At 59.6% G+C, this 26,835-nt stretch carries 25 protein-coding genes; 12 read left to right on the top strand and 13 right to left on the bottom strand.

All coding sequences use genetic code 11. The annotated features are described in order from the left end of the window. The 7 genes from nuoH to ACA046_RS20995 form a co-directional block, all read right to left on the bottom strand. Entirely contained in the window at positions 1-1,008 is a 1,008-nt protein-coding gene (nuoH, locus tag ACA046_RS21025; protein WP_076016755.1) for an NADH-quinone oxidoreductase subunit NuoH, read from the bottom strand. Beyond that, positions 1,005-3,719 (bottom strand): NADH-quinone oxidoreductase subunit NuoG, encoded by a 2,715-nt coding sequence (gene nuoG / locus ACA046_RS21020; protein WP_459022130.1) that lies wholly within the window; start codon positions 3,717-3,719, stop codon positions 1,005-1,007. Before nuoG ends, nuoH begins: the two co-directional genes overlap by 4 nt. Positions 3,720-3,854: 135 nt before the next feature. Further along, positions 3,855-5,210 carry an NADH-quinone oxidoreductase subunit NuoF gene (gene nuoF / locus ACA046_RS21015; RefSeq protein ID WP_459022128.1) on the bottom strand — a complete coding sequence of 452 codons (1,356 nt, stop codon included), beginning with the start codon at positions 5,208-5,210 and terminating at the stop codon, positions 3,855-3,857. Further along, complete coding sequence (nuoE, locus tag ACA046_RS21010; protein WP_003219568.1) at positions 5,207-5,704, bottom strand: NADH-quinone oxidoreductase subunit NuoE; 498 nt, start codon at positions 5,702-5,704, stop codon at positions 5,207-5,209. Before nuoE ends, nuoF begins: the two co-directional genes overlap by 4 nt. 2 nt (positions 5,705-5,706) lie before the next feature. Continuing rightward, the gene (nuoC, locus tag ACA046_RS21005; RefSeq protein WP_497674885.1) at positions 5,707-7,491 is read right to left on the bottom strand and encodes an NADH-quinone oxidoreductase subunit C/D; all 1,785 of its coding nucleotides are present in this window, start codon (positions 7,489-7,491) and stop codon (positions 5,707-5,709) included. A gap of 72 nt (positions 7,492-7,563) precedes the next feature. Next, positions 7,564-8,238, bottom strand: coding sequence for a NuoB/complex I 20 kDa subunit family protein (locus ACA046_RS21000; RefSeq protein WP_003174719.1), 675 nt, complete (start codon positions 8,236-8,238; stop codon positions 7,564-7,566). Between the two features lie 10 nt (positions 8,239-8,248). After that, the gene (locus ACA046_RS20995; protein WP_003219575.1) at positions 8,249-8,662 is read right to left on the bottom strand and encodes an NADH-quinone oxidoreductase subunit A; all 414 of its coding nucleotides are present in this window, start codon (positions 8,660-8,662) and stop codon (positions 8,249-8,251) included. A gap of 592 nt (positions 8,663-9,254) precedes the next feature. On the opposite strand from ACA046_RS20995, the gene ACA046_RS20990 reads away from it, so the two are divergent. The 12 genes from ACA046_RS20990 to ACA046_RS20935 all read left to right on the top strand — a co-directional run bounded on the left by ACA046_RS20990 (position 9,255) and on the right by ACA046_RS20935 (position 20,109). After that, positions 9,255-10,253 carry an ATP-grasp domain-containing protein gene (locus tag ACA046_RS20990; protein ID WP_497674884.1) on the top strand — a complete coding sequence of 333 codons (999 nt, stop codon included), beginning with the start codon at positions 9,255-9,257 and terminating at the stop codon, positions 10,251-10,253. Positions 10,254-10,332: 79 nt separating this feature from the next. Further along, positions 10,333-11,472: a trypsin-like peptidase domain-containing protein gene (locus ACA046_RS20985; protein ID WP_076016760.1), complete on the top strand. Its 1,140-nt coding sequence runs from the start codon at positions 10,333-10,335 to the stop codon at positions 11,470-11,472. A gap of 69 nt (positions 11,473-11,541) precedes the next feature. After that, on the top strand, positions 11,542-12,678 hold the full coding sequence (locus tag ACA046_RS20980) for a phosphoribosyltransferase domain-containing protein (RefSeq protein ID WP_167663370.1): 1,137 nt from the start codon (positions 11,542-11,544) through the stop codon (positions 12,676-12,678). Beyond that, positions 12,668-13,426: an HAD family hydrolase gene (locus ACA046_RS20975; RefSeq protein WP_167663369.1), complete on the top strand. Its 759-nt coding sequence runs from the start codon at positions 12,668-12,670 to the stop codon at positions 13,424-13,426. The genes ACA046_RS20980 and ACA046_RS20975 overlap by 11 nt, the downstream gene beginning before the upstream one ends. Further along, complete coding sequence (locus ACA046_RS20970) at positions 13,419-14,513, top strand: cysteine protease StiP family protein (protein ID WP_459022119.1); 1,095 nt, start codon at positions 13,419-13,421, stop codon at positions 14,511-14,513. The genes ACA046_RS20975 and ACA046_RS20970 overlap by 8 nt, the downstream gene beginning before the upstream one ends. After that, positions 14,513-15,463, top strand: a complete 951-nt coding sequence (locus ACA046_RS20965) for an HpcH/HpaI aldolase/citrate lyase family protein (protein WP_421523131.1) — start codon at positions 14,513-14,515, stop codon at positions 15,461-15,463. Before ACA046_RS20970 ends, ACA046_RS20965 begins: the two co-directional genes overlap by 1 nt. 102 nt (positions 15,464-15,565) lie before the next feature. Next, positions 15,566-16,156: a TerD family protein gene (locus ACA046_RS20960; protein ID WP_076016765.1), complete on the top strand. Its 591-nt coding sequence runs from the start codon at positions 15,566-15,568 to the stop codon at positions 16,154-16,156. Beyond that, entirely contained in the window at positions 16,153-17,331 is a 1,179-nt protein-coding gene (locus ACA046_RS20955; protein WP_497674883.1) for a TerD family protein, read from the top strand. The genes ACA046_RS20960 and ACA046_RS20955 overlap by 4 nt, the downstream gene beginning before the upstream one ends. A 63-nt stretch (positions 17,332-17,394) precedes the next feature. Next, positions 17,395-17,844, top strand: a complete 450-nt coding sequence (locus tag ACA046_RS20950) for a tellurite resistance TerB family protein (RefSeq protein ID WP_076016767.1) — start codon at positions 17,395-17,397, stop codon at positions 17,842-17,844. A 12-nt stretch (positions 17,845-17,856) separates the two neighbouring features. Further along, positions 17,857-18,891: a TerC/Alx family metal homeostasis membrane protein gene (locus ACA046_RS20945; RefSeq protein ID WP_076016768.1), complete on the top strand. Its 1,035-nt coding sequence runs from the start codon at positions 17,857-17,859 to the stop codon at positions 18,889-18,891. Positions 18,892-18,924: 33 nt separating this feature from the next. Further along, positions 18,925-19,500 carry a TerD family protein gene (locus ACA046_RS20940; RefSeq protein WP_076016769.1) on the top strand — a complete coding sequence of 192 codons (576 nt, stop codon included), beginning with the start codon at positions 18,925-18,927 and terminating at the stop codon, positions 19,498-19,500. Between the two features lie 30 nt (positions 19,501-19,530). Then, positions 19,531-20,109: a TerD family protein gene (locus tag ACA046_RS20935; RefSeq protein WP_459022113.1), complete on the top strand. Its 579-nt coding sequence runs from the start codon at positions 19,531-19,533 to the stop codon at positions 20,107-20,109. Positions 20,110-20,186: 77 nt separating this feature from the next. Here the strand turns inward: ACA046_RS20935 and ACA046_RS20930 are convergent, their stop codons facing one another. The 6 genes from ACA046_RS20930 to purB all read right to left on the bottom strand — a co-directional run bounded on the left by ACA046_RS20930 (position 20,187) and on the right by purB (position 26,810). After that, complete coding sequence (locus ACA046_RS20930; RefSeq protein ID WP_497674882.1) at positions 20,187-20,726, bottom strand: DUF1523 family protein; 540 nt, start codon at positions 20,724-20,726, stop codon at positions 20,187-20,189. Between the two features lie 252 nt (positions 20,727-20,978). Then, positions 20,979-22,304: an isocitrate lyase gene (gene aceA / locus ACA046_RS20925; protein WP_003219577.1), complete on the bottom strand. Its 1,326-nt coding sequence runs from the start codon at positions 22,302-22,304 to the stop codon at positions 20,979-20,981. Positions 22,305-22,798: 494 nt separating this feature from the next. After that, the gene (locus tag ACA046_RS20920; protein WP_497674881.1) at positions 22,799-23,536 is read right to left on the bottom strand and encodes a secretin N-terminal domain-containing protein; all 738 of its coding nucleotides are present in this window, start codon (positions 23,534-23,536) and stop codon (positions 22,799-22,801) included. A 237-nt stretch (positions 23,537-23,773) separates the two neighbouring features. Beyond that, positions 23,774-24,196, bottom strand: coding sequence for a GNAT family N-acetyltransferase (locus ACA046_RS20915; protein ID WP_459022108.1), 423 nt, complete (start codon positions 24,194-24,196; stop codon positions 23,774-23,776). Further along, positions 24,189-25,355, bottom strand: coding sequence for a ribosomal protein uL16 3-hydroxylase (locus ACA046_RS20910; RefSeq protein WP_459022106.1), 1,167 nt, complete (start codon positions 25,353-25,355; stop codon positions 24,189-24,191). Before ACA046_RS20910 ends, ACA046_RS20915 begins: the two co-directional genes overlap by 8 nt. An 84-nt stretch (positions 25,356-25,439) precedes the next feature. Then, positions 25,440-26,810, bottom strand: a complete 1,371-nt coding sequence (gene purB, locus ACA046_RS20905; protein ID WP_017479511.1) for an adenylosuccinate lyase — start codon at positions 26,808-26,810, stop codon at positions 25,440-25,442. Between the last annotated feature and the right edge of the window lie 25 nt (positions 26,811-26,835).

Raw genomic sequence — 26,835 nt, 5'->3', positions numbered from 1 at the left:
TCACTGAACCGCGCCCGCTGGCGTGTTCAACAACACAACGGCAGCAGTCACCAGCAAATTGATCAGGGTCAGCGGCAGGCAGAATCGCCAGCTGAAATCCATCACCTGGTCATACCGTGGACGCGGGATGGAAGCGCGCAGCAGGATGAACAGCATGATGAAGAACGCGGTCTTCAAGAAGAACCAGAAGAACGCCAGCTGCGGCAGGATGCCGAACGGACCGTGCCAGCCGCCGAAGAACAGCGTGACCAGCAGGGCCGAGATCAAGATGATGCCGATGTACTCACCTACGAAGAACATGCCCCATTTCATGCCGGCGTATTCGATGTGGTAACCGTCGGCCAGTTCCTGTTCCGCTTCCGGCTGGTCGAACGGGTGACGGTGAGTCACGGCGACGCCAGCGATGAAGAAGGTACAGAAGCCGAAGAACTGCGGAATGATGAACCACAGGTTCTGCGCCTGGTACTCGACGATGTCGCGCATGTTGAACGAGCCCACCTGCACCACGATGCCCATCAGCGCGAGGCCCATGAACACTTCGTAGGACACGGTCTGGGCCGAAGCCCGCAAGCTGCCCAAGAGGGCGAACTTGTTGTTACTGGCCCAACCGGCGAACAGCACCGCGTAGACCGACAAACCGGCCATGGCGAAGAAGAACAGCAAGCCGATGTTCAGGTCCGCCACGCCCCAGGTCGGGGTGATCGGGATGATTGCGAAGGCAATCAGCAAGGCGCTCATGGCCACGACCGGTGCCAGGGTGAAGATCACCTTGTCGGCAAACGGTGGCGTCCAGTCTTCCTTGAAGAACATTTTCAGCATGTCGGCGGCAATCTGGAACATACCAAACGGGCCAACGCGGTTCGGACCGTAACGGTCCTGCCACCAGCCCAGCAGGCGACGTTCGACGAAGCTGAGCAAGGCGCCCGCCACGACCACGGCCAACAGGATCACGATGGCCTTGACCACCGCGATGATCACGTCGATCACTTCAGGGGTGAACCAGGTCATTGAGCTGCCTCCTGCAGACCGTCAACGGTGAGGCCGAAGATCGCCGGAGGAATCCCCGCGAGGCCTTTTGGCAATGCAACCAGGCCAGCACCCAACTCTTCATTGATGCGCAGCGGCAGACGCAGGGTCTTGCCGGCTACGGTCAGGCTGAGCAGGGCACCGTCGTTGACGCCCAGGCGGTCGGCTTCGGACTTGGCAACAGACACGTAGGCGGCCGGAATGCGCTCTTGTACCGGCGCGGCTTTGGAAGAGGTTTCTTCGCTGCCGAACAGGTGGAAGAACGGCACAACCTGCCAGGTGCCCTGGGCCGGGTTGAATGGACGCGGGACGCTGGCGAACCAGTTCAGCGAGTCACCGGTGCTTTCGATCAGGCGGGTGCCCGGGTCGCCAGCGCGGATGTGACCACCGACTTCGTCCTGGAACTTGTTCCAGGCTTGCGGCGAGTTCCAGCCCGGCGACCAGGCAAATGGCACCTGCTGACGTGGCTCGACCGAACCCGAGTAACCTTCCATGGAGAAGGCGAACGCGGTGTCGTTGTCTTGTGGAGTACGTGGCTCGTGCACGCTGATGTCAGCACGCATGGCGGTACGGCCGGAGTAACGCAGCGGTTCACGGGCGAGTTTCATGCCCTTGATGCGGAACGAGGCCGACGGTGCAGCGTCGACGATGCGTGCCAGTTGCGGTGCGGCTGCGGCTGCAGCAGCGGTCACATGGTCGAGCTGGGTCCAGTCGATCGGCTGGTTCAGCAGGGTAGCGCGCAGGGCATGCAGCCAGCGCCAGCCTTCGTGAACCAGGATGCTGGCGTCCATGTACTTCGGATCAAATACCTGGAAGAAGCGCTGGGCGCGGCCTTCCTGGCTGACCAGGGTACCGTCGCCTTCAGCAAAGCTGGCGGCGGGCAGTACCAGGTGGGCGCGGTCGCTGGTGGCGGTTTTCTGGTGGTCGGCAACGATCACCACTTTGGCCGCGTTCAGCGCTGCGTCGACCTTGGCCGAATCAGTGCGGGTGTACAGGTCGTTTTCCAGTACCACGATCGCGTCGGCACTGCCGTCGGTCACGGCTTGCAGGGCAGCGTCCAGGGACTCGCCACCGAGCATGGCCAGGCCGAGGCTGTTGGCTTCCGGCACGATCAGGCTGATGGAACCGTTCTTCTCGCGCAGCTTCAAGGCTTTGGCAATGTTGGCAGCGGCTTCGATCAGCGCCTTGGAACCCAGCGAGGTGCCGGCAATGATCAATGGACGCTTGGCCGCCAGCAGGGCGTCGGCGATGCGCTTGGCCAGTTCAACGGCTTCAGCGTCCAGGCCTTCAACAGCAGGCGCGCTGGCGTCGAGGGCGTGGGCCACGGCGAAACCGATGCGGGCCAGGTCGTCAGGCGCGGCGTGTACGCATTCTTCAGCGATGTCGTCGAGCTTGGTTTCAGCCAGGCTGGCGATAAACAGCGGGTTCAGCGCGTGCTGGCCGATGTTTTTCACGGCAGCGTCGAGCCAAGGCTGCACGCGCATGGCGTCGGCCATGTCTTCGGCCTTGCCTTTTACCGACTGGCGCAAGGACAGGGCCACGCGGGCAGCGGTTTGGGTCAGGTCTTCACCGAGGACGAAGATCGCGTCGTGGTCTTCGATGTCGCGCATGTTCGGAACCGGCAGCGGGCTGTCGTTCAACACCTGCAGCACCAGGCGGATACGCTCCAGTTCACCGGCTTCGATACCCGAGTAGAAGTGCTCGGCACCCACCAGCTCGCGCAACGCGTAGTTGCTTTCGAGGCTGGCACGGGGCGAACCGATACCGACGATGTTGCGACCGCGCAGCAGGTCAGCGGCTTTATCCAGCGCTTCGTCGAGGCTCAGCTTGGCGCCGTCGGCCAGCAGTGGCTGACGTGGGCGGTCTTCGCGGTTGACGTAGCCATAGCCGAAACGGCCACGGTCGCACAGGAAGTACTGGTTGACCGAACCGTTGAAGCGGTTTTCGATCCGACGCAGTTCGCCGTAGCGCTCGCCCGGGGAGATGTTGCAACCGCTGGAGCAGCCATGGCAGATGCTCGGCGAGAACTGCATGTCCCACTTACGGTTGTAGCGCTCGGAGTGAGTCTTGTCGGTGAACACACCGGTCGGGCAGACCTCGGTGAGGTTGCCGGAGAACTCGCTTTCGAGGGTGCCGTCTTCAACGCGACCGAAGTACACGTTGTCGTGGGCGCCGAATACACCGAGGTCGGTGCCGCCGGCGTAGTCCTTATAGAAGCGCACGCAGCGGTAGCAAGCGATGCAGCGGTTCATCTCGTGGGAAATGAACGGGCCCAGTTGCTGGTTCTGGTGGGTACGCTTGGTGAAGCGATACCGGCGCTCGTTGTGGCCGGTCATCACGGTCATGTCTTGCAGGTGGCAGTGGCCGCCTTCCTCACACACAGGGCAGTCGTGCGGGTGGTTGGTCATCAGCCATTCGACGACGCTGGCGCGAAACACTTTCGCTTCTTCGTCTTCGATGGAAATCCAGCTGCCGTCGGTGGCAGGGGTCATGCAGGACATCACGATACGACCACGGGTGTCGTTCTCGTCGGTGTACTGCTTGACCGCGCACTGGCGGCAAGCGCCAACGCTGCCAAGGGCGGGGTGCCAGCAGAAATATGGAATGTCGAGGCCTAGCGACAGACACGCCTGTAACAGGTTGTCTGCCCCATCGACTTCGAGCTCTTTGCCGTCTACGTGGATAGTGGCCATGGTTCAAAGTTCTTCGTTGGCCCGGTGTCAGCGGGCGTGGCTAATGGAATCTTGTTATTCATGTGCATCAACACAGCCATAAAGGCGTCAGCACATGAGAAGGCGAAGGGCACGGACCCTTCGCCTTGTTAAGCGTTACGCGCCGACTACAATCGGCCTTGCCAGAGGCGGGACGGCGGCGCTTTTAGGCGCGATGCCGGCTTCGAACTCCGAGCGGAAGTATTTGATCGCGCTGCCCAATGGCTCCACGGCGCCCGGTGCGTGAGCACAGAAAGTCTTGCCTGGGCCGAGGAAACCGACCAGACCCAGCAGGGTCTCGATATCGCCAGGCTGACCTTCGCCGTTCTCGATGGCCATCAAGAGCTTGACGCTCCATGGCAAACCATCGCGGCACGGGGTGCAGAAACCGCAGGATTCGCGGGAGAAGAACTGCTCCATGTTGCGCAGCAACGACACCATGTTCACGGTGTTGTCCACGGCCATGGCCAGGCCGGTACCCATACGGGTGCCCACCTTGCCGATGCCGCCGGCGTACATTTGTGCGTCGAGGTGCTCGGGCAACAGGAAGCCGGTACCGGCGCCGCCTGGCTGCCAGGCCTTGAGGGTGTAGCCGTCGCGCATGCCGCCGGCGTAGTCCTCGAACAGCTCGCGTGCGGTCACGCCGAATGGCAGTTCCCACAGGCCCGGGTTCTTGACCTTGCCGGAGAAGCCCATGAGCTTGGTGCCCATGTCTTCGCTGCCTTCGCGGGCCAACGATTTGTACCACTCCACGCCGTCGCCGATGATTGCCGGCACGTTGCACAGGGTTTCAACGTTGTTCACGCACGTCGGCTTGCCCCACACGCCAACGGCGGCAGGGAAGGGCGGCTTGGAACGCGGGTTGGCGCGGCGGCCTTCGAGGGAGTTGATCAGTGCGGTTTCTTCACCGCAGATATAACGCCCGGCGCCGGTGTGCACGAACAGCTCGAAATCGAAGCCCGAACCGAGGATGTTCTTGCCCAAGAGGCCGGCTGCCTTGGCTTCTTCCACGGCACGGTTCAGGTGCTTGGCGGCGGTGGTGTACTCGCCACGCAGGAAGATGTAGCCACGGTAGGTTTTCAACGCGCGAGCGCTGATCAGCATGCCTTCGATCAGCAGATGGGGCAGTTGCTCCATCAGCATGCGGTCTTTCCAGGTGTTGGGCTCCATTTCATCCGCGTTGCACAGCAGGTAGCGGATGTTGATGGATTCGTCTTTGGGCATCAGGCCCCACTTGACGCCCGTGGGGAAGCCTGCGCCGCCGCGGCCTTTAAGGCCTGCGTCTTTCACGGTCTGGACGATGTCGTCCTGGGCCATGTCGGCAAAGGCTTTGCGCGCGGCCGCGTAACCGTTCTTGGCCTGGTACTCGTCGAGCCAAACGGCTTCGCCGTCGTCACGCAGGCGCCAGGTCAGCGGGTGGGTCTCGGGCGAACGCTTGATCAGGTTGGCCGGGCCGAAGGAAGTCAGGGTCATGGGTAGCCCTCGAGCAATTGGGTGACGCCAGCAGGCTGCACGTCACCGAATGTGTCGTCGTCGATCATCAACGCCGGCGCCTTGTCACAGTTGCCCAGGCAGCACACCGGCAGCAGCGTGAAGCGCCCGTCCGGAGTGGTTTGGCCCAGGCCGATGCCCAGCTTGCTCTGGATCTCGCTGACCACGGACTCGTGGCCACCGATGTAGCAGACCATGCTGTCGCAAACGCGAATGATGTGGCGGCCAACCGGCTGGCGGAAGATCTGGCTGTAGAACGTCGCCACGCCTTCAACGTCGCTGGCGGGGATGCCGAGGATCTCGCCGATGGCGTAGAGGGCGCCGTCCGGCACCCAGCCACGTTCCTTCTGGACGATCTTCAAGGCTTCGATCGACGCCGCGCGCGGGTCTTCGTAGTGATGCAGCTCGTGCTCGATGGCCGAGCGCTCGGTTTCACTGAGGGTGAAACGGTCTGTCTGGATAAGCGTGCTATTCATGCTTAGCGGTCCACGTCGGCCATAACGAAATCGATACTACCCAGGTACGCAATCAAGTCCGCGACCATTTCACCTTTGATCACCGAAGGGATCTGCTGCAGGTGCGGGAAGCTTGGAGTACGAATCCGGGTGCGGTAGCTCATGGTGCCGCCATCGCTCGTCAGGTAATAACTGTTGATACCCTTGGTCGCTTCGATCATCTGGAAGGATTCGTTGGCCGGCATCACCGGGCCCCACGAAACTTGCAGGAAGTGCGTGATCAGGGTTTCGATGTGTTGCAGCGTGCGCTCTTTCGGCGGCGGCGTGGTCAGCGGGTGATCCGCCTTGTACGGGCCTTCCGGCATGTTGCGCATGCACTGTTCGATGATCTTCAGGCTCTGGCGCATTTCTTCGACGCGCACGATGCAGCGGTCGTAGGCATCGCCATTGGCTGCCAGCGGGACTTCGAATTCGAAGTTCTGGTAGCCGGAGTACGGGCGCGCTTTACGCAGGTCGAAATCGCAACCGGTGGAACGCAGGCCAGCACCGGTGACGCCCCATTCCAGGGCCTCTTTGGTGTTGTACTGGGCGACGCCGATGGTCCGGCCCTTGAGGATGCTGTTGTCCAGGGCGGCTTTCTGGTACTCGTCCAGACGCTTGGGCATCCAGTCGATGAATTCCTTGACCAGGCGTTCCCAGCCACGCGGCAGGTCGTGGGCGACACCGCCGATGCGGTACCAGGCCGGGTGCAGGCGGAAACCGGTGATGGCTTCGATGACCTTGTAGGCGCGCTGACGGTCGGTGAAGGTGAAGAACACCGGGGTCATGGCGCCGACGTCCTGAATATAGGTACCCAGGAACAGCAGGTGGCTGGTGATCCGGAAGAACTCGGCCATCATGATGCGGATGGTGTCGACCTTGTCCGGCACCTTGATGCCGGCCAGCTTCTCGACCGAGAGCACGTACGGCAGGTTGTTCATCACGCCGCCGAGGTAGTCGATACGGTCGGTGTACGGGATGAAGCTGTGCCACGACTGACGCTCGGCCATCTTCTCGGCACCACGGTGGTGGTAACCGACGTCTGGCACGCAGTCGACGATTTCTTCGCCGTCCAGTTGCAGGATGATGCGGAAGGCACCGTGAGCCGAAGGGTGGTTCGGGCCCAGGTTGAGGAACATGTAGTCCTCGTTGGTGCCGGAGCGCTTCATGCCCCAGTCTTCCGGACGGAAGCGCGCAGCCTCTTCTTCAAGCTGTTGCTTGGCGAGGGTCAGGCTGAAGGGATCGAATTCGGTGGCGCGGGCAGGGAAGTCCTTGCGCAGCGGGTGACCTTCCCAGGTCGGCGGCATCATGATGCGCGTCAGGTGCGGGTGACCCGGGAAGTCGATGCCGAACATGTCCCACACTTCACGCTCGTACCAGTTGGCGTTAGGCCAGATACCGGTCACGGTCGGAACGCTCAGGTCGCTCTCGGAGAGGGCCACCTTGATCATCACGTCGCTGTTACGTTCCAGCGACATCAGGTGGTAGAACACGGTGAAATCGGCGCCGCTCGGCAGTCCCTGGCGCTTGGTGCGCAGGCGCTCGTCCACGCCATGCAGGTCATAGAGCATGACGTACGGCTTGGGCAGGTTGCGCAGGAAGCTCAGGACTTCGACGAGCTTGGCACGCGCCACCCACAGCACCGGCATATCGGTGCGTGTGGCCTGGGCGGTGAAGGCGTCAGGGCCAAAACGGTTATTGAGTTCGACGACCACATCCTGGTCGTCTGCCTTATAAGGCGGGATGTACAGAGCACTGCCTGTAGTCATGGTTTTTTATCGCTTTCGGTCAACGTAAAGAATGAAGCCAGGTTTTCGTTCTATAAAAGAAGCGGTTCTGGATCAGACTTCGTCGGGGCTGCGCAGGTTGGTGACTGCGATTCGCTGTTCGCGGCGCTGTTCCTTTTGCGAAGGCATCTCGGCGCGGTACACGCCTTGATCGCCGACGACCCAGGACAGTGGGCGACGCTCCTTGCCAATCGATTCCTGCAACAGCATCAAGCCTTGCAGAAATGCTTCAGGGCGGGGCGGGCAGCCAGGCACGTAGACGTCCACGGGCAGGAACTTGTCCACCCCTTGAACCACGGAGTAGATGTCGTACATGCCACCGGAGTTGGCGCACGAACCCATGGAGATAACCCACTTTGGCTCGAGCATTTGCTCGTAGAGACGCTGAATGATCGGCGCCATCTTGATAAAGCAGGTACCGGCGATAACCATGAAATCCGCCTGACGCGGCGATGCCCGGATAACTTCGGCGCCAAAGCGCGCGATGTCGTGGGGCGCCGTGAAGGCGGTGGTCATTTCCACGTAGCAGCAGGACAGACCGAAGTTGTACGGCCACAGGGAGTTCTTACGTCCCCAGTTGACCGCGCCACTCAGCACGTCTTCCAGCTTGCCCATGTAGATGTTTTTGTGGACTTGGTCTTCTAACGGGTCGGAAACGGTTTCCCGTTCGCCGATGGGGTACTGCTCGTTAGGAGCATCCGGGTCGATCCTGGTGAGATTGTATTGCATCGCCAAAGCCTCATTGTTTCAGCTTCGCTTGCCGCTTGCGACGAGCTTCCGGAGCCCAGTCAAGGGCGCCCACTCGAAATAGGTAGACAAGGCCTGCCAACAGAATTGCTATGAAAACGAGAGCTTCGACGAATCCGGTCCAGCCGCTTTCGCGGACGGACACAGACCAGGCAAAGAGAAAAAGGGCTTCGATATCGAAGATCACGAAGAGCATCGCGACCAGATAGAATTTGGCTGAGAGCCGCAAGCGGGCGCCACCTGTAGGCAGCATGCCGGATTCGAACGGTTCATTTTTGCTGCGGCCCCAGGCTTTTGACCCGAGGAGGCTGGAGACGCCAAGCATGAAGGCGCAGAGGCCGACAACACCGAGGAGGAAAATGGCAAAGCCCCAGTTGTGGGCCATGAGTCCTGTCGCTTCGGTCATGCTGGAAATCCTTAACAGAGAGCAAAGGTCTCTGAGCTCGAAAAAGTAACGATGCAGTGACGATATGTCGCAGCGCAATCAATCGCGGTGATTTTATGGCTAAACACCGGGCAAGTAAAATTCCTATAGCGAAATTATTCGATGGAATAAGCACATAGTGCACCTTCTTGGGGCTGTAGCCCTTGTGGGGCGGGCATTAGCGCGCATTTAATGAATTGTGTTTTGTTTAACTGGCAACGAAGTTTTCATGCTCTAAATGATAATGAATATTGTTTGCGTGGGTTTTAAACAACTGTTCGGCATTTAGCGGGGGAAGTTGCTGTTACTTGTGCGGGCGGCGCAAGTTGGTAAAGCGGATGTTTTAACTGACTTTGGCCACGCGGATACCGCTCTGGATCAATGTTAGGTCCAAAAAGGCGCGAAAGCGACCTCGGCGAGGCTTGGGGCGTTGGCGGTCTGTGATACGGCGAAACAGGATTTAGATAGCCTTTTGCTTGATGTTCGTTAATGTGTCGGAAAAATTACACAGCGTTGAGGGCTATCGCCCAACGAGTGCGTCAATTTCTGCCGATGTTCATTGAGGAGCGTACACGTGATCTGGTTTCTTGAAGGTCAATCCAGCCAGCGCGACATTATTATAGGTGCGCGTGAAGCATTACCGGCGGGTGTCAGGGTCTTTGCCTCACACCGCCAGGATCGGCCCGAGATTACAGGGCAGGCCGACGTCGCCTTTCAAGAGCCTCAAGACAACCAGGAGCGTATCGACTGGGTGATTGAGACGGCACTTGAGCACCGTATCGAAGTCATTCTTGCGGGACGTATTGGCAGCCAGTACGAGGCGGAACGCGACCGATTCGAGGCGGCTGGCTTGCGCCTTGTCACCGGCGGCATGTCCATGGAGACCTTTGACAAGGTCGACGATAAAAGCCGGTTCACCGCTGAGGCCGGGCGTGCGGGGCTCGCTTGCACGCCTGCGATTACGGTCACAAATGCCGAGGAACTGGCGGCGGCCTACGAGGTGCTGTCGGCGCAGGGAGAGGTTTGCATCAAGCCTGTGGTCGGCATCTACGGGCAGGGGTTCTGGCGGTTCAAGTCGGATGTCGACCCGTTTCGCTGTTTGCAAAACCCGGATGCCCGGGAAATCGATTTCGACACCTACCTGAAGATTTACCGGTCTGGCGCAGAGCGTGCGCCGATGCTGGTCATGCCTTACCTCGCCGGCAGCGAGTGTTCGGTCGACATGGTTTGCGAGGCGGGCAGGCCCGTGGCATTCGTGGGCAGGAGGAAGCAGGGCGTTCACCAGACATTCGAGCGCGAATCAGCGGCCGTGGAGTTGGCGCTCAAGGCTGCGGCGCATTTCAAGTGCGATGGCTTGGTGAACGTGCAGACGCGGGACGACCTTGAAGGCGTTCCCTATCTGTTGGAGATCAATCCGCGCTACTCCGGCGGTATCGGCTATACGCGCGCGACCGGGGTAAACCTGGCCGGAATTTTCGCCACTCGTCGGCTTGGTTTGCCGGAGCCGACTGGTCAATGGGCCGAAGGCGTGCGCGTGAAGCCCATTACGGTCGCCGTAATAGCCTCTAATTGATATCAACGCGCCACAGAAAGAGTGAATGATTATGTCTGTCTTGACATAATCACCCTCACATCGATCAGGGAAGGTTAGGATGAAGGCGCTTACGCCCGGAGCAAACACCGCTATTTCAGGTGTAAAGACTGCATGGACACTCGACTCCGGTAACGCCACCGCCTTCGGTGAGTACGCTGCCGTCGCATTGCTCCCCGTCACCGAGAAGCGCCTGCCAACAGGCGATCCGGCGCTGTTTCAAATCACCCAGAAGTGGATGGAGTGGAGCGGCAAGCAAGCCTCGATCGGTTGTTCCCTTGATTTGTCCGCGTTGCCTGGCGGCAGTGAAGGGGTGTTGCTGGTCGTTTACACCTTTGGCGCCGCAGGCCCTGTCAGTGAACTCAAAGAGTTGCGCCTTCAGGTCGACAATCAGGTCGAATTGCACCTGGATTTGCGTAACAACGGCGAATCGGCCATTGTCATCGGCGAGTTCTATAAGCGTAACGATCAGTGGAAGTTCCGCGCGCTCGCCGAAGGTTCCGCCTATGGCCTCGCCGCGATGGGGCGACGCATGGGCATTAGCATCGACGACGCACACCCAAACCGCCGCCCTTATTCCGGCGACTCTCCAAGAAACCGTGGTTCTGCAACGGGCACCGGTTTTGCCGTTTCACCCAGTCACGTCATGACATGTGCCCACGTAATCGAGGGCATGCAGGAACTGCACATTTCTTCTTTTGCCGGACGTTACCGCGCTGAAGTGGTCGTGGTCGATCAACGTAACGATATCGCGCTGTTGCGGGTCCAGGACTGCCCGACGTTATCGCCCGTGCTCTTCAAGGACGGCGCCGGTTGTGCCCTGGGCGAATCAGTGATTGCACTGGGTTTTCCAATGGCGGGCCTGGCCGGAGGTGGTGTGCATGTCACCCAGGGAGGCGTGTCGAGTTTGTTCGGGCTGCACAACGATTCCAGTTTGCTGCAATTCACCGCAGCGATTCAGCCCGGGTCCAGTGGCAGCCCGTTGTTTGATACCAGCGGCGGGGTTATCGCGATGGTGACGTCTACTTTGCCGGACGCGCAAAACATGAACTTTGCCGTCAAGGCCGGCCTGCTCCTGGCCTTCCTGGATGCCTGCCAGGTATCACCTTCCAAATCTCCAACGGGCCGAACGTATTCGACCTCGGAAATGGCCCGTGAAGCTCAATCCTCGCTTTGGCGGATTGAAGCCAGAAACCCGTAGAGGCACCCGGTTTGAAGAAAAAGTGAGGGGCATCGCACTCACTAAACGCCTCTTTTAGGAATGTCGTACATGGAATCCGCAGCAGTAAAAACATCGACACGCCGACTCAGCGCGCAACTCAAGCGCGGGTTGATGGAGGTTGATATAGACCAATCGGCCTTCGAACCCGAATCACTATTCGGATTCGCGGAACGCCGCAATCCAAAGCGCGCGTTCCTGTTTGTATCGCGGGTGTTGGGCAAGCATATCCCTGTGCGCCCATCGGCCATGCAGGCCAGTTACGCAAGCCTAGCCGCGAAGATTCCCGCAGATTTGCCCGGGCCGGTGCTGGTGATCGGCATGGCCGAGACCGCCGTGGGCCTGGGCGCCGGCGTGCACCGCATGTACAGCAAGACCCGCCAGGACACCGTCTATCTGGTGAGCACCCGGCATCCGGTGGGGGATGAAATGTTCGCCCGCTTCGAAGAGGAGCACAGCCACGCCAGCGCGCACTTGATCCATCAGCCAACCGATCCCGCTATCCGCGAACGGATGCACCAGGCGCGTTCTCTGGTGCTGGTGGACGACGAGGCCTCAACCGGCAAGACGTTTATCAATCTGCACCGGGCGCTGATAGAGGCCGGGCTGAGCAAGGTCGAGCGGGTGGTGACGTGCGTGCTTACCGATTGGTCCCAAGGGGCCGTGCGCAAGGTCCTGGGCGAGACGGCCGATGAGGTGTCGCTGCTTCAGGGCACGTACCGTTTCCTTGAAGATGTGAGCGCGCCGCTGCCGCACATGCCGGATGTCGGGGCGGTGGCGGTGGGCGACTGGCCGATTGATCCGCGCAACGATTGGGGGCGTCTGGGCGTTTGTCATGTGGATGACACGCTTGCAACGGATATTCAGGTGAAGCCGGGCGAACGGATTCTCGTGGTGGGCACCGGGGAATTCGTGTGGCGCCCGTTCCTGTTGGCCGAGCGCCTTGAACAGGCGGGGGGCGACGTTCATTTCAGCTCCACCACCCGCTCGCCGATTGCCCTGGGGCATGAGATCGGCCACGCGTTGTCGTTCTCCGACAACTATGGCCTTGGCATCCCCAATTTTCTTTACAACGTGCGGCCAGGCCAATTCGACCGGGTGTTGATCTGTAGCGAAACACCTGCCCAGGCGGTTCCGCAATCGTTGATAGACGCATTGAACGCAGAGGTCATCGTCGATGAGCAGTAAGCGCCCCCTGATCCTCATAGACCTGGATGACACGTTGTTCCAGACGGCTCGCAAGATGCCCGAAGGCAGTGCCCGGCATACTGCGACGCTGGATGTCGATGGGCAGCCCAACGGTTACATGAGTGCCGTGCAGAAAACGTTTGTGGAGTGGCTGCTGGAATCGGCCGATGTGGTTCCGGTCACTGCGCGCAGCGTGGAAGCTTACAGCCGCGTGCAATTGCCCTTTGTCGCAGGGGCAGTGTGCTCCCACGGTGGGGTGATTCTTCAGCCCGACGGAACATTGGACCGGGATTGGCATGGGCAGATGACTGAGGTGCTCGCCGCCTATCAAAGCCGTTTGCCTGCGCTCAGCGCGGCAACCTTGGCGATCGGCGAGGAAATGGGCTTTTCCCTGCGCGGCTGGGTGGTCGAAGAGCAAGGCCTGCTCAACTATGTCGTGACCAAGCACAACGAGTCCGACGACTCGGTGCTGCAGAAGGTACTGGCAGAAGTCCAGGCCCGCGGCCTTGTGGAAGGCATGCATATTCACGGCAACGGTAACAACCTCGCGTTCCTGCCCAATGGCCTGGCCAAGCGCCATGCGGTCCAGGAACTGCTGCGTCGAGACCGTGCCGCTCACGGCGAACGCCCGGTGTTGGGGTTTGGCGACAGCGTGACTGACCTGGGTTTTATGAACGAATGCAACTTCTGGGCAACGCCGGCCAATAGCCAACTGGCAAAAGTCGTGGAGGCGATGATCCATGCGTGATGCCTTCGCCCACCTGACAACGGTCGGTAGCGGGAGCTACCAGGCCGACGACGTGCTCTTCCTGCTGCAGCCCGTCGAGATCGAAGTGACGGATGTCCATGAGAAAGAGCGCCTGATCCAGACCAGACAAAAGCATTACTCGGAGATGATCAGCCAGGAATCGGCGCCTACCGAGGTGCACAAAGAGCTGTACCAGCGGGCCATGCAGCAAAACGCGGGCAGGATGGCCAGCGACGTTCAGTCCTTGGCCCTGGCCCTGGACCAGGCTTGCAAGGGGCCATCGATTGCGCTCGTGTCGTTCGTTCGCGCGGGCCTGCCGCTGGGCGTGCTTTTACGCCGTGCGCTGCTGGATCTGGGGCGTGATGCCCATCATTACGGCATCAGTATCGTGCGTGACCGTGGCATCGACAAAGTTGCCCTGGAAGCCGTGATCGCCGCTCATGGCGCCGAAAACGTTGTGTTCGTGGATGGTTGGACCGGAAAGGGCGCAATCTCCGGCGAGATCCAGCGCAGCCTCAACGGCGATGCGCGGTTCCCGGAGCAGCCACGCCTTGTGGTGCTCGCCGATCCATGCGGGCGCGCCTGGCTGGCGGCTTCCGCTGAGGACTGGGTGATTCCATCGGGCATTTTGGGCGCCACGGTTTCCGGCCTGGTCTCGCGTTCCATCTGGCCTGCCGAGGGTGGGCTGCATGGGTGCGTGGTCTACGACCACCTGAATGAACACGATGTGACCCGCGACTTTGTGAACCAGATTGAAGCCGTGCGCCGGGCATTGCCTGCCGTCGCGCCAGCGTCTGCATGGACGCAAGCGCAGCGCACTGAGTTGCAGTCGGCGGCGCTGGACGTGATCGACGTCATTGCCAAGCGTTTTGGCATTACTAATTTGAACCGGGTAAAACCTGGTATCGCCGAGGCTACCCGCGCCGTATTGCGCCGAGTGCCGGACCACGTGCTGGTACGTGATCGCAGCGATCCGGACGTCCAACTACTGATGCACCTGACCGAACGGGCCGGTGTGACGGTTGAGGAAGTGGGGGCGGCCCTTGGCCCCTACCGTGCAGTGACCGTCATCCGGAGCTTGAGCTGATGAAGAAAATATCGCCTTACGCCCTGGGTGCCACGCTCTACATGCCGGCCACCCGTGAGGACATTCTCGAGGTAGTGTTTCGCAAGAAGCTGCCTCAACTGCGCTCTATGGTGGTGTGCCTTGAGGACGCGGTTGCCGAAATCGACGTCGACACCGCCCTGCGCAATCTCCATCGGTTGTTGAGCGCGATTGAGCAGCAGGGCGGCCGGTCGGAAGACGGGCCGATGCTGTTTGTGCGCCCGCGCGACTGGCAGATGGCGGCGGTGCTGAACGATTGGCCGCTGATGGCTCATGTCGATGGCTTTGTCGTGCCCAAATTGAGCCTGTCCAACCTGCGTGCGTGGGAGTTGGCGGTTACCAACCCGCAGATTCTGCTGATGCCGACCCTGGAAACCCGGGAAGTCTTCAATCCGCAGGCAATGGTCGAGCTGGGTACGGCGCTCAACGAAACGCTGGCGCAGCGCATTATCGCGCTGCGCATCGGCGGCAATGACTTGCTGGGTTGCCTGGGGTTGAGGCGTAACCCGGACATGACGCTGTACAACACGCCCATGGGCTATGTGATCCCGATGTTGGCCGGCGTTATGGGCTCCCAAGGGTTTGCCTTGACGGCGCCGGTGTTCGAGCAACTGGCCACGCCGCATCTGCTGCTGGAAGAGCTGGGCCTTGATATTGCCCATGGTTTGGTGGGTAAGACGGCGATTCACCCAAGCCAGATCAACACCATCCAGGACAGCCTGCGTGTCAGTGTTGAGGATTTAAATTGTGCCAAATTAATGCTGAACGAGATCGCGCCCGCTGTTTTCAAACACAATGACGCAATGTGCGAACCAGCGACTCATCTCAAATGGGCGACCAACATCCTTGAACGTGCCAAATGGCATGGCGTCAGGCATGTCGAAACCAGCCACACCGAACAACCGATTCGTCTCGCCGAGGCCGGCCGATGACTCAGGGCATACCTGCTTTTGTCCTGAAGCCAATGGCCGCCTGCGTGGCTGAAGACAACAACCGTACACACCAGAAAACGACGATTAACAAGGAGCGTACCGATGGCCCTGACTCTGACTAAAAACCAAACAATCTCCCTGGAAAAAACCGCGGGTGGTGGTGGCCTTACAGCGATCAGCCTGGGACTGGGCTGGGATCCGGAGAAAGCCGGGTTCCTGGGGCGGTTGATGGGCAACAGCGGTGAGATCGACCTGGATGCCTCCTGCATCCTTTTCGACGCAGACCTTCAGCCAGTGGACCTGGTGTGGTTCCGCCAATTGCAATCGCGCGACGGCTCGATCAAGCATTCCGGCGACAACCGCACCGGCGAAGGCGATGGCGACGATGAAACCATCAACGTTGACCTGCAGCGCCTGCCGGCCACGGTCAAATCGCTGGTGTTCACCGTGAACAGTTTCACGGGGCAAAACTTCGAAAAAATTGCCAACGCCTACTGCCGTATCGTCAACGCAAGCAACAAGACCGAACTGGCGCGCTTCAATCTGTCCGAGAAGGGCAGTCATACCGGCGTGGTGATGGCAAGCCTGGTGCGCGAAGCCGGCGGCTGGGAATTCAAGGCTATCGGTCAAGTCACCAACGGCCGCACAGCTGACGACCTGGTCAACCTGGCCATCCAGGCAGTACGGCCATGACGACCTTGGGGCCAGGCGCAAACGCGCCGGTCGCCACCGGCCAGGTACGGGTCGATATCAGCTACTCGGCCATTCCGGGCGCTGATATCGACGTGTCTGCGTTTGTCCTTGGGGCTGCTGGAAAAGTCCGCGGCGACACAGATATGTGTTTCTACGGGCAGACCAATGTACTGGGTGGCGCGGTGCAAATGACCGAGTCCTCGGCCGGTCGCGCCGGGTTCACGCTTGACCTGTCGCGCCTTGAGGCGGCAGTCGAGAAAGTCGCGTTGACCGCAACGATCTATGAGAACAAGGCCAGCTTCGACCGTGTGTCTCATCTCGCACTGACTGTCACCGGCGGCATTGAGGCGCAGATACCCACCGCAGGCATGAAGGAAACCGCACTGATTCTGGGTGAGTTCTATCGTCGCCAGGGTGAGTGGAAGTTTCGCTGTGTAGCCCAGGGTTTTGCGGGTGGCCTGGAACCGTTGGCCCAGCACTTTGGTGTTGAAGTCGCGGCGCCTGCACCCGCAGCTCCAACTCCAGCTCCAGCTCCAGCACCCGTGCCTGCTCCGGCAGCGGCGCCGAAGCCATCGGTCAGCCTCAGCAAAATTACCCTCGACAAGACTCGCTCGTCGATCAGCCTGGAAAAAACCGCTGACGGCTTTGGCGAAATCAAGGTCAACCTGAACTGGAACAAAGGCAAGGGTGGTGGCGGTTTCTTCTCGCGTAACAACGCCATTGACCTGGATGTCGGGTGCCTTTACGAGTTGCAGGACGGTTCCAAGGGCGTCGTTCAGGCGCTGGGCAATTGCTTCGGCGAACTGAATCGTGACCCCTACATTCAGCTCAAAGGTGATGACCGTACCGGCGCCGTCAGCGATGGCGAATGGCTGCACATCAACGGTAAACACTGGGGTGAGATTCGACGGGTCCTGGTGTTCGCATTCATTTATGAAGGCGCCCCGAACTGGCGGGAAACCGATGGCGTGGTGACTATCCATGTCCCGGGTCAGCCGCCTATCGAGGTTCGCCTGAATGAAGAGGGCGGTCGCCTGGGCATGTGTGCAATCGCCCTGCTGGAAAACGTCGGTGGCAGCGTCAAGGTGAGCCGCCGCGTTGACTTCCACAAAGGGCATTCGCTGATGGACAAGGCTTACGGCTGGGGTATGCGCTGGGCGGCAGGTTCCAAGTAACCCGGTTATCCAACTGCAATTGAATACGGCGGGCCAGACCGGCCCGCCCTTGAGGTGAACAACATGTTGTCATGGCTGAAAACGAATGCGGCGCTTGCCCGCGAGAAGTTGACCACCGAGGTGAGCAAGTTCAAGAACAGGGAGTTCATGGAAGCTGTCGCCAACAGCTGCGCTATGGTCGCGGCGGCCGATGGTGAAGTCACCTCCGCAGAAAAAACCAAGATGGCGGGGTTCATCAGCAACTCGCCCGAACTGAAAGTATTCAACCTGACCGACGTCATCAAGGTGTTCAACGACGCGTGTGCCAAGTTCGAATTCGACTTCCAGATCGGTCAGGCTGAAGCCCTGAAAAACATCAGCAAGATCAAAGGCAAGGACGGGGCAGGTCGTTTGCTCGTTCGTGTCGCCTGCGCCATTGGCGCGTCGGACGGTGATTTCGACGAAAAAGAAAAAGCCGTTTGCCGTCTGATTTGTCTCGAGCTGGGTCTCCCCCCAGCTGACTTTGAACTCTAAAGGAACATTACTGTGGAAGTTAGCCACCTGGGTTTCCCCCCGCTGACCATTGCCGTGTTTGTAGCATTGGCGATTGGCGCGATGGTACTTGACATGTTTACCCACCGTGGCGACCAGCCCATCAGCCTGGCGCGTGCGTCGGCCTGGTCGATATTCTGGATTCTCATCTCGTTCGCTTTTGCAGGATTCCTGTACGTCGAGCACGGTTCTGAAGTCGCCACGCTGTTCATCACCGGCTACGCCCTTGAAAAAGTGCTGAGCGTGGACAACCTGTTCGTGTTCATGGCGATCTTCGCCTGGTTCAAGGTGCCCAATGGCCTGCGTCACCGCGTGCTGTACTGGGGCATCCTCGGCGCGATCGTATTCCGCCTGATCTTCGTTGCCATTGGTACCGGACTGTTGGCCCTGGGGCCTTGGGTCGAAGTGGTCTTCGCCCTGGTCGTCGCCTGGACTGCCGTCATGATGCTGCGCAGCGGCGGCGATGACGAAGAAGAAGAGGATTACTCCCAGCACATGGCTTACCGTTTCGCCAAGAAACTGTTCCCTGTGTGGCCGAAACTGCATGGTCATGCCTTCTTCGTACGTCGCAAGACCCTGGAAGCCGAACTGACCAAGCCGGAAAACGCCGGGATGTCATTGGCCGCCAAAGGCGGTTTGTTCGCGACTCCACTGTTCCTCTGCCTAGTGGTGATGGAAGTCTCCGACGTGCTGTTTGCGTTTGACTCTGTCCCGGCAGTTATCGCGGTGAGTCGTGAGCCATTGATCGTGTTCTCGGCGATGCTCTTCGCCATTCTCGGCCTGCGGACCATGTACTTTGTGCTGGAAGCCCTGAAGCGCTACCTGGTTCACCTGGAAAAAGCGGTCATCGCACTGCTGTTCTTCATTGCCGTAAAACTTGGCTTGAATGCGACAGACCATATTTTCCATCACGGCTACAACATTGATCCGAACACCAGCTTGATCATTGTTGTCGTTGTACTGGCCATCGGTATTTTTGCCAGCGTGCTCTTCCCTCAAAAGGAAGAAGTCGAAGTCGAAAAATCGTAATTTCAAACAGATTACCCACAAGGAGTTGTACTCATGGCACTGACCCTTCAAAAAGGCGGCAACCTGTCTCTTTCGAAGACCGACCCGACACTGACCAAGATTCTGATCGGTCTGGGCTGGGATCCTCGCGCGACTGACGGGACTGAGTTTGACTTGGATGCCAGCGCATTCCTGCTGGGTGCCAACGGCAAAGTACGCAGCGACGCCGACTTTATTTTCTACAACCAGCTCAAAAGCGCTGACGGTTCCATCGAACACACTGGCGACAACCGCACCGGTGCCGGCGATGGCGATGATGAAGTTCTGAAAGTTGATCTGAGCCGCGTTCCTGCGGATATCGACAAGATCGCGTTCACCGTTACGATTCACGATGCAGACGCTCGTAAGCAGAATTTCGGTCAGGTCGGCGGCTCGTTCATTCGCGTCGTAAACGAGATCAGCGGTGCTGAGATTGTTCGTTATGACCTTGCTGAAGATGCCTCTACCGAAACCGCGATGATCTTTGCCGAGCTTTACCGTAACAACGGCGAGTGGAAATTCCGCGCCGTTGGTTCGGGCTTCGCAGGTGGCCTGAAAGCAGTGGCCAACTCGTACGGCATGAGCTTCTAACCCCCCACGTCCAGAACAAGGAAATTAATCATGGCTGTAAGTCTTTCCAAAGGCGGCAACGTATCGCTGTCCAAAGAAGCCCCCGGGTTGACCGAAGTAGTTGTAGGTCTGGGCTGGGACCCTCGTGTCACGGACGGCACCGAGTTCGACCTCGATGCATCGGTTTTCGTCGTAGGTGAAAACGGCAAGGTGCTCGACGACAACAGCTTCATTTTCTACAACAACAAGAAGTCGGCTGACGGTTCCGTCGAGCACATGGGCGATAACCGCTCCGGTGCCGGCGATGGCGACGATGAACAAGTGACCGTAAAACTGACTTCCCTGGCCCCGCTGGTGAAGAAGCTGGTATTCGCTGTCACCATTCACGACTCCGAAGCCCGCAAACAGACCTTCGGTCAGGTTGCCAACAGCTTCATTCGTGTGGTTAACAAGGCTGACGGTAAAGAGCTGGCGCGTTTCGACCTGAGCGAAGACGCTTCGACTGAAACTGCGATGATCTTCGGCGAGCTTTATCGCAGCGGCGAAGAGTTCAAGTTCAAGGCGATCGGTCAGGGTTTTGCTGGCGGCTTGAAGCCTCTGGCTGAAGCCCATGGCGTTAGCATTGGCTAACCCATCGGGTTAAAAAAAAGCCCCGTCTTTCGAGCGGGGCTTTTTCTTGTCTGCCGTTTAAGCAATCAGGGCTGGGGTCAACTTACGACAGTCTGATGACGCCGCTTCAGGCGGCGTTTGATGAACACCGCGACAACAATAAGCACCAGCGCGATGATGCCCAGGAACACCGTATTGAACAGCGGGAAGGGTTCTTCACGGCTGTTGGTGGCTTCGATATCGGTGACGTTCGGGAACACCGACAATATCTTGATGCGCCATCCGTAGTACCGGATGAGCGCCAGTTGTTCAGCGTTGCGAGAGTAACCCTGGGCCTTGGCCTGGATGTCCGCAGAGTCGAACTTGAAATACCAGGGGAACGACCAGCCGGTGTCTTCATTGCGGTAGACCATGACGTCTTTGGTGTCAGGGTGCTCGGTGTTGATGAAGTAAACGTCTCGGGTCGGGCCATCAGCCGGGTTCTCGGCATTGATCACGCCATCGTGGTCGACCCGCTTGACCTCGCCTCCGGTGATCAGCACCACCTCGTGTTGGGGGAGGACGTAGAAAAGCCCCAGTGCGCCGGCGCTGACGATAAGCAGCACTGCTCCCAGAATTACGCCTTTGAGCAACTTCATACCTTCACTCCATTTTATAAGGTGGCAATTTTGCCCGTTTTCTTCGCCAGTGGGCATGTTTAGTTGGTCGTCACTCAGCGTTGCAGGGCACGCAGAGTGGCGTATCTGCCTGTCCAGTGCCGTTTGACGGCGGTAGTAGCGTGCAGGATAAAACTGTTGCAAAAAAAAACGCCCCGAACCAGTCGGGGCGTCAGATCGTGCGGCACTGCGGTTAGGTCTTCCTTGGGGCCGCAGTGGCCGTGTACTCAGTACTTAGTGGAACTGCTCTTCTTCGGTCGAACCGGTCAGCGCAGTCACGGACGAAGTGCCGCCCTGGATCACGGTGGTCATGTCGTCGAAGTAGCCGGTGCCTACTTCCTGCTGGTGCGCCACAAAGGTGTAACCCTTGGCGGCGTCAGCGAATTCCTGCTCCTGCAGCTTCACGTAGGCAGTCATGTCGTTGCGGGCGTAGTCGTGCGCCAGGTTGAACATGCTGTGCCACATGTTGTGAATGCCGGCCAGGGTGATGAATTGGTGCTTGTAGCCCATGGCAGACAGTTCACGCTGGAACTTGGCGATGGTCGCGTCGTCCAGGTTCTTCTTCCAGTTGAAAGAAGGCGAGCAGTTGTAGGACAGCAGTTGGTCCGGGTATTCCTTCTTGATGGCTTCGGCAAAGCGGCGAGCTTCGTCCAGGTCCGGCTTGGCAGTTTCGCACCAGATCAGGTCGGCGTACGGCGCGTAGGCCAGGCCGCGAGCGATCGCCTGGTCGAGACCGGCGCGCACTTTATAGAAACCTTCCTGGGTACGTTCGCCAGTTACGAACGGCTGGTCGTACGGGTCGCAATCCGAGGTCAGCAAGTCAGCCGCGTTGGCATCGGTACGGGCCAGGATAATAGTCGGAGTGCCAGCAACGTCAGCAGCCAGACGAGCAGCCGTCAGCTTTTGAACGGCTTCCTGGGTTGGAACCAGTACCTTGCCGCCCATGTGGCCGCATTTCTTCACCGAAGCCAGTTGGTCTTCGAAGTGAACGCCCGCAGCACCCGCCTCGATCATGCTCTTCATCAGCTCGTAGGCGTTCAGTACGCCACCGAAACCTGCCTCAGCGTCTGCAACGATCGGTGCGAAGTAGTCGATGTAGCCTTCGTCGCCCGGGCCTTTACCGGCTTTCCACTGGATCTGGTCGGCGCGGCGGAACGAGTTGTTGATGCGCTTGACCACGGTTGGCACGGAGTCCACCGGGTACAGCGATTGGTCGGGGTACATGGATTCAGCGGAGTTGTTGTCCGCTGCCACTTGCCAGCCGGACAGGTAGATCGCCTGGATGCCGGCCTTTACCTGTTGAACCGCTTGGCCGCCGGTCAGGGCGCCCATGCAGTTGACGAAATCTTTCTCTGGGCGGAAGGACGGCTTGGCACCCTGGGTGACCAGCTTCCACAGCTTCTCGGCGCCGAGTTTTGCAAAAGTGTGCTCAGGTTGAACCGAGCCACGCAGGCGGACGACGTCAGCAGCGGAATAAGCGCGGGTCACGCCTTTCCAGCGTGGGTTTTCAGCCCAATCTTTTTCAAGGGCTGCAATTTGCTGTTCGCGTGTCAGTGCCATGGGGAAAAACCTCGTCGCATAGGTCTAGGTGGAAAATTCCATTTGCCAGCCGCGCAATCGTTGCGTGGGAATGGCTGCTCGCTGACCAGAAGCTTAGGCGGTCAAGTCAGGCTTGGCGGGGAAGGCGACGGGATGAACGAGTATCGAGCGGGGGAGTTGAGCAGGTAGGGGCGAACTGCGAACGGTCTTCAGGCGTCGTGGGCCTTTGTACGATCCATCAGTGTGTTGCCGGGTTACCTGGTTAGCTTCCGTCCCTCGGGACAACTTCGTTCCAGTCGCAACCTCGTCAAACACACCTTGTGGGCGGTACAGACACGAATCGGCTCAGGTGGGTAGCTTAGAGCGACGATCCGAAGGCCCTTGCCAGGGCCCCTGATTAGCGGGAGCGAGGCCATCATGCCCATGCTTTTTTGGATCGTCAAATGTTTTGTAGTGCTTTTTTTTAAGCACTACATCTTTAGTCTAATACGACTTGCCAGTCAGTTTTTGGTGCTTCAGTTCAGGGTGTCGACTTTGACCCGCAAGGTCAGGTCATCGCGCCCCTGAGTAGAGTAGCTGCGGGTTGTAGTGGTTTTGTCGGCCTGCGTCTGGCGATTGACCCCGGCCAGGTTGATCCACTCGCCCAAGCGTCCGCTGACAGTTGTGTCGGTACTTTGCACGTTCACTACATCGGGACGTTCCTGGCTCATGCGGTCACGATTGGTACTGATGCTCAGGTGAACGGTCTCACCGGTGACGCTGGCGGTGACGTAGAAGCCCTGGGTCACGTTGCGATACTGCGTCTGGTTCTGCGGGCGGCCGTAGGCATCAGGCTGGGTGGTGGTGAGCGGCACGCTCTGGCCGACCTGGATCAGCGCAGGCACGCCTTCGCTGGCCTGGATCTGCTGGATCCCGCCGTCGCGGCTCTCGGTGCTATAGGTGATGACCTGAGTTTGATTGTTGCCGTTGCTTTGCTGGTTGTTCTCGTTGGTGTCGACAGTGATCAGCAGGCGTTTGGAAGGCGTGTCCAGTTGCGCAAGCAAGGCGCGCAGGCCCTGGATCTTGTCGGGTTCGGCATTCACGATCAGTTGGTTGCCGTAGGCGCTGATGGTACCGTCCTTGCCGATAAAGTTCTGCGCGACGGGCAGCAGGTCAGCGCTGGTGCGGTTGCTCAGGGGCACGACTTCGGTGGCGGCCATCACCGAGAAGCTGGTGGCCAGGAGCAAAGTAGTGAGCAGGGTGCGTAGGGACATGTCCGTTATCTCTGCGAGTCATTAGGCTTGATAGTGCCAGTTTGTCGGCCTGGCGGGGTGCAAGTTGAATCCTAGACGGCAAAAGGCCCTGGCATCGGTGGATGGCAGGGCCTTTTGAGGTGTTGCTGATGGCGCCTTCGCGAGCAAGCCCGCTCCCACATTTGATCGCATTCCAAGGATGTACTGGATCGAATGTGGGAGCGGGCTTGCTCGCGAAGGGCGCGGCGCGGTCTCGGATCAGCCCTCGCGCACCATATCAACGTGAGGAATTCCGACTTCCAGGAATTCATCGCTGACAATCTTGAAGCCCAGGCGCTCATAAAACGGCGCTGCATGGACCTGTGCACTGAGGATCTGCCGGGTCTGGCCGCGTTGCTCGGCCTCGCCGATCACTGCTTCCATCAGCTTGTCGCCGACCTTCAGGCCGCGCCAGTCCTTGAGGACCGACACACGCCCGATCTCGCCGGTAGGCAGCAGGCGTGCAGTACCGATGGGGAAGTCGCCTTCGAACGCCAGGAAATGCACGGCACCCGCGTCGTCAGCATCCCATTCCAGCTCCGGTGGAACCGATTGTTCAGCGATAAATACCGCTTCACGAATGCGCCGTATCTCGGCGATATCCTTTTGCCAGTCCGCGACACTTACGTGAATCTTATTCATCGGCAAACCCCAGGCTCCCTTGCTTGACCAGTTCCCACAGCAGCGCGCAGCCATCTTCGTCCGCCAGCCATGGGCCGAGGTTGTCGATGTGCAATGCGTCGGCGGCGCACACCAGCTTCAGCAGTTCCCGCAGCTTGCCCGGCAACAGGCGGCTCTGGCCGCTGGCGAACAGCAGCAGGTCGTCGTCCACTTCGGACCAGGCCAGGCGTGCACTTGGGTTGCGGATCAGCACGGCGCCGTCTTGCAGGCTGCCCAGCAGGTCTTCTTCTTCCACTTCCGGGCCGGCGACCAGTTCCGGGTAGCGCGGCTCGGTCATGAACTGGCCAAACCAGGTCAGCAGCATGCGCTCGTCGCTCATGTGCTCGGCAAGCAGGCTTTTCAGGCGGTCGAGGGCGTCGGCCTGGATCTGGTGCGGGTCGCTGACCGGCTGGGCGTCGGCGTCGGTGTAGCGCTCTTCGTCAGTCAGGTACTGGCTGAGGAAGTCGGTGAAGTGGGTCAGCACTTCAGCCGCGCTCGGGGCGCGGAAGCCTACGGAGTAAGTCATGCAATCATCCACGGCAACACCGCAGTGGGCCAGGCGTGGCGGCAGGTAGAGCATGTCGCCCGGTTCCAGCACCCATTCGGCGGTTTCTTCGAATTCGGCGAGGATGCGCAGGTCGGCGTGCTGCAGCAGCGGGCTGTCGGAGTTGCACATCTGGCCGATCTTCCAGTTGCGCTTGCCGGAACCTTGCAGCAGGAACACGTCGTAGTTGTCGAAGTGCGGGCCCACGCTGCCACCCGGGGCGGCGTAGCTGATCATCACGTCATCGATGCGCCAGCTCGGCAGGAAACGGAAGTTTTCCAGCAGTTCAGCCACTTCCGGCACGAACTGGTCGACGGCCTGCACCAGCAGGGTCCACTCACGCTCGGGCAGGGTGCTGAAGGCATCTTCGGCGAACGGGCCGCGACGCAACTCCCACGGGCGCTCGCCGTGTTCGATGATCAGGCGCGACTCGACTTCTTCTTCCAGCGCCAGGCCAGCCAGTTCGTCGGCGTCGATCGGGCTTTCGAAATCAGGAATGGCCTGGCGGATCAGCAGCGGTTTTTTCTGCCAGTAGTCGCGCAGGAACTCGCGTGCCGTGATGCCGCCCAGAAGTTGAAGAGGAATATCAGGATTCATGTGTAACCTATTGAAAAAAAGCACTTTTCAGACGGGAATAAAAACGCCCGGCGCTGCCGGGCGTCTCAAAGGGTCAAGCAGCTATCAGATGCGTTTGGCTTGGGCCACAGCGTTGCCGATGTAGTTAGCCGGGGTGAGCAGTTTCAGCTCAGCCTTGGCGGCGGCTGGCATGTCCAGGCCGTCGATGAAAGTTTGCAGCGCTTCAGAGGTGATGCCCTTGCCGCGGGTCAGCTCTTTGAGCTTCTCGTACGGGTTTTCGATGTTGTAGCGGCGCATCACGGTCTGGATTGGCTCGGCCAGGACTTCCCAGCAAGCGTCCAGGTCAGCGGCGATCTTCTGCGCGTTGAGCTCAAGCTTGCTGATGCCTTTGAGGCTGGCTTCGTACGCGATCACGCTGTGGGCAAAGCCCACGCCGAGGTTGCGCAGTACGGTGGAGTCGGTCAGGTCGCGCTGCCAGCGGGAGATCGGCAACTTGCTGGCCAGGTGCTGGAACAGGGCGTTGGCGATACCGAGGTTGCCTTCGGAGTTTTCGAAGTCGATCGGGTTGACCTTGTGCGGCATGGTCGACGAACCGATTTCACCGGCGATGGTGCGCTGCTTGAAGTAGCCCAGGGAGATGTAGCCCCAGATATCGCGATCGAAGTCGATCAGGATGGTGTTGAAGCGCGCAATCGCATCGAACAGCTCGGCGATGTAGTCGTGAGGTTCGATCTGCGTGGTGTAAGGGTTGAAGCCCAGGCCCAGCTCGTCTTCGATGAAGGCGCGGGCGTTTTCTTCCCAGTCGATCTCTGGGTAGGCCGACAGGTGGGCGTTGTAGTTGCCTACGGCGCCGTTGATCTTGCCCAGCAGCGGCACGGCGGCCACTTGAGCGATCTGGCGCTCCAGGCGGTACACCACGTTGGCCAGTTCTTTACCCAAAGTGGTCGGCGAAGCCGGCTGGCCGTGGGTGCGCGAGAGCATCGGTACGTCGGCGAAACGGATGGCCAGTTCGCGGATGGCGTCGGCAGTCTGGCGCATCAGTGGCAGCATCACGTCATCACGGCCTTCGCGCAGCATCAGGGCGTGGGACAGGTTGTTGATGTCCTCGCTGGTGCAGGCAAAGTGGATGAACTCGCTGACTTTGGCCAGTTCCGGCAGCTTGGCCGCTTGCTCTTTGAGCAGGTACTCGATGGCTTTTACGTCGTGGTTGGTGGTGCGCTCAATCTCTTTGACACGCTCGGCGTGCTCCAGAGCGAAGTTTTCCGCCAAGGCGTTCAGCACCGCGTTGGCTTCGGCGGAGAACGCCGGCACTTCGCTGATGCCAGGGTGAGCGGCCAGGCGCTGGAGCCAGCGCACTTCAACCAGAACACGAGCACGGATCAAGCCGTATTCGCTGAAAATAGGGCGCAGGGCCTGGGTTTTGCCGGCGTAGCGGCCGTCAACAGGGGAAACCGCAGTGAGCGAAGAAAGCTGCATGGGGTGTTCTCGGACAGTCGGGCAA

The sequence above is a fragment of the Pseudomonas sp. LBUM1641 genome (genome assembly GCF_059716235.1).
The sequence above is the reverse complement of the archived record's forward strand: the minus strand, read 5'-3'. Positions and strand labels throughout refer to the sequence as shown.

Excerpts from the sequence above, each read along its gene's own strand:
- nuoH (WP_076016755.1), bottom strand. The coding sequence starts at position 1,008 with ATGACCTGGTTCACCCCTGAAGTGATCGACGTGATCATCGCGGTGGTC.
- nuoG (WP_459022130.1), bottom strand. The coding sequence starts at position 3,719 with ATGGCCACTATCCACGTAGACGGCAAAGAGCTCGAAGTCGATGGGGCA.
- nuoF (WP_459022128.1), bottom strand. The coding sequence starts at position 5,210 with ATGACCCTGACTTCCTTCGGCCCGGCCAACCTGATCAAGCGTTCGCCC.
- nuoE (WP_003219568.1), bottom strand. The coding sequence starts at position 5,704 with ATGAATAGCACGCTTATCCAGACAGACCGTTTCACCCTCAGTGAAACC.
- nuoC (WP_497674885.1), bottom strand. The coding sequence starts at position 7,491 with ATGACTACAGGCAGTGCTCTGTACATCCCGCCTTATAAGGCAGACGAC.
- ACA046_RS21000 (WP_003174719.1), bottom strand. The coding sequence starts at position 8,238 with ATGCAATACAATCTCACCAGGATCGACCCGGATGCTCCTAACGAGCAG.
- ACA046_RS20995 (WP_003219575.1), bottom strand. The coding sequence starts at position 8,662 with ATGACCGAAGCGACAGGACTCATGGCCCACAACTGGGGCTTTGCCATT.
- ACA046_RS20985 (WP_076016760.1), top strand. The coding sequence starts at position 10,333 with ATGAAGGCGCTTACGCCCGGAGCAAACACCGCTATTTCAGGTGTAAAG.
- ACA046_RS20980 (WP_167663370.1), top strand. The coding sequence starts at position 11,542 with ATGGAATCCGCAGCAGTAAAAACATCGACACGCCGACTCAGCGCGCAA.
- ACA046_RS20975 (WP_167663369.1), top strand. The coding sequence starts at position 12,668 with ATGAGCAGTAAGCGCCCCCTGATCCTCATAGACCTGGATGACACGTTG.
- ACA046_RS20970 (WP_459022119.1), top strand. The coding sequence starts at position 13,419 with ATGCGTGATGCCTTCGCCCACCTGACAACGGTCGGTAGCGGGAGCTAC.
- ACA046_RS20965 (WP_421523131.1), top strand. The coding sequence starts at position 14,513 with ATGAAGAAAATATCGCCTTACGCCCTGGGTGCCACGCTCTACATGCCG.
- ACA046_RS20960 (WP_076016765.1), top strand. The coding sequence starts at position 15,566 with ATGGCCCTGACTCTGACTAAAAACCAAACAATCTCCCTGGAAAAAACC.
- ACA046_RS20955 (WP_497674883.1), top strand. The coding sequence starts at position 16,153 with ATGACGACCTTGGGGCCAGGCGCAAACGCGCCGGTCGCCACCGGCCAG.
- ACA046_RS20950 (WP_076016767.1), top strand. The coding sequence starts at position 17,395 with ATGTTGTCATGGCTGAAAACGAATGCGGCGCTTGCCCGCGAGAAGTTG.
- ACA046_RS20940 (WP_076016769.1), top strand. The coding sequence starts at position 18,925 with ATGGCACTGACCCTTCAAAAAGGCGGCAACCTGTCTCTTTCGAAGACC.
- ACA046_RS20935 (WP_459022113.1), top strand. The coding sequence starts at position 19,531 with ATGGCTGTAAGTCTTTCCAAAGGCGGCAACGTATCGCTGTCCAAAGAA.
- ACA046_RS20930 (WP_497674882.1), bottom strand. The coding sequence starts at position 20,726 with ATGAAGTTGCTCAAAGGCGTAATTCTGGGAGCAGTGCTGCTTATCGTC.
- aceA (WP_003219577.1), bottom strand. The coding sequence starts at position 22,304 with ATGGCACTGACACGCGAACAGCAAATTGCAGCCCTTGAAAAAGATTGG.
- ACA046_RS20920 (WP_497674881.1), bottom strand. The coding sequence starts at position 23,536 with ATGTCCCTACGCACCCTGCTCACTACTTTGCTCCTGGCCACCAGCTTC.
- ACA046_RS20915 (WP_459022108.1), bottom strand. The coding sequence starts at position 24,196 with ATGAATAAGATTCACGTAAGTGTCGCGGACTGGCAAAAGGATATCGCC.
- ACA046_RS20910 (WP_459022106.1), bottom strand. The coding sequence starts at position 25,355 with ATGAATCCTGATATTCCTCTTCAACTTCTGGGCGGCATCACGGCACGC.
- purB (WP_017479511.1), bottom strand. The coding sequence starts at position 26,810 with ATGCAGCTTTCTTCGCTCACTGCGGTTTCCCCTGTTGACGGCCGCTAC.